Genomic DNA, 1,563 nt, shown 5'->3' with positions numbered 1-1,563 from the left:
CCCACGCCCAGCCGCGCCAGGTGGTGGGCGAGCCGGTTGGCCCGCTCGTTCAGCTCGCGGCAGGTGAGCGACCCATCCTCGAACTCCACCGCCGGCGCATCGGGCGTCTTCTCCGCCCGCGCCTCGAAGAGGTGGTGGATGCAGAGCTCCGCGGGGTACGCCGACTCCGTGCGGTTCCACGCCTCCAGCACCAGCGCGCGCTCCGCCTCGCCGAGCAGCTCCAGCTGCGAGAGCCGCACGTCCGGGTCGGCGGCGACCTGCTCCAGCACCCGCTCCAGGTGGCCGAGCATCCGCACGACCGTGCCGCGTTCGAAGAGGTCGGTGCTGTATTCCAGCCCGCCGCGCACGCCCTGGGCGGTCGCCGTGAGCAGCAGGGAGAGATCGAACTTGGCGCTCGCGAGCTCCGCCCCGATTCCACTGACGCTCAGCCCCGGCAGAGCGGCTCCCCCGCCCTCGGCGTTCTGCAGCGCGAACATCGCCTGGAAGAGCGGCGAGTAGCTCAGCGAGCGTTCCGGCTGCAGCTCCTCCACCAGGCGCTCGAAGGGCACCTCCTGGTGCTCGTACGCGCCCAGCGTGGCCTCGCGCGCCCGCCGCAGCACCTCGCGAAAGCCCGGGTCTCCCGAGAGATCGGTGCGCAGCACCAGCGTGTTGACGAAGAAGCCGATCAGCTCCTCCACCTCCTCGCGCGTACGCCCCGCGATCGGGCTCCCCACCACCACGTCTTCGCTCCCGCTGTACTTCGAGAGCAGCACCTGGAACGCGGAGAGCAGCACCATGAACAGCGTCGCCCCCTCGCTTTGTCCCAGCGCCTGCAGCCGCTCCAGCAGCTCCGGGGGGAGCCCCACCATGACCGTCGCGCCCCGGAACGTCTGCACCGCCGGGCGGGGATGGTCGGCAGGCAACTCCAGCAGCTCCGGCGCACCCGCCAGGCGCCCGCGCCAGTACGAGAGCTGCCGCTCCAGGGCCTCGCCCGCCAGCTGCTGGCGCTGCCACGCCGCGTAGTCGGCGTACTGCACCGGCAGCTCGCGGAGCGGAGACTCACGCCCCGCGCGGTACGCCGCGTACAGCGCCCACAGCTCCCGGAAGAACACCCCCAGGCTCCACTCGTCGCTCACGATGTGGTGCATCGTGAGCAGCAGCACGCGCTCCTCGCTGCCCAGCCGCAGCAGCGCCGCGCGGAAGAGCGGCCCCGCCGAAAGGTCGAACGGCCGCGCTGCCTCCTCCCCTGCCCGCTGCCTGACCGCCGCCTCGCGCTCCGCCTCGCCCAACTCCGACAGGTCCTCCACCGGCAGGGAAAACCCGCCGAAGGGCACGATCACCTGTACCGGCGACCCGTGCGCCTCCGCGAAGACCGTCCGCAGCGCCTCGTGGCGCCGGACGATCTCGCCCAGGCTCCGCTCCAGCGCGGCCTCGTCCAGCGCGCCCCCCAGGCGCTGTGCCACGGGCATGTTGTAGACGGCGCTTCCCGGCTCCATCCGGTCGACGAACCAGAGCCGCTCCTGCGCAAAGGACAGCGGCAGCGCCCCCGTGCGCTCCACCGGCACGATGGCGGAAACCTTCGGT

1 protein-coding gene is annotated in these 1,563 nt (G+C 72.4%); it reads right to left on the bottom strand.

Features of this window, described 5'->3' with window-relative positions; translation table 11 throughout:
* The coding region (locus VF632_RS08235) for a condensation domain-containing protein (RefSeq protein WP_331022396.1) at nt 1-1,563 on the bottom strand (1,563 nt) is incomplete at both ends.

The sequence above is a fragment of the Longimicrobium sp. genome, assembly GCF_036388275.1.
Classification (GTDB): Bacteria; Gemmatimonadota; Gemmatimonadetes; order Longimicrobiales; family Longimicrobiaceae; genus Longimicrobium.
The sequence above is the reverse complement of the archived record's forward strand: the minus strand, read 5'-3'. Positions and strand labels throughout refer to the sequence as shown.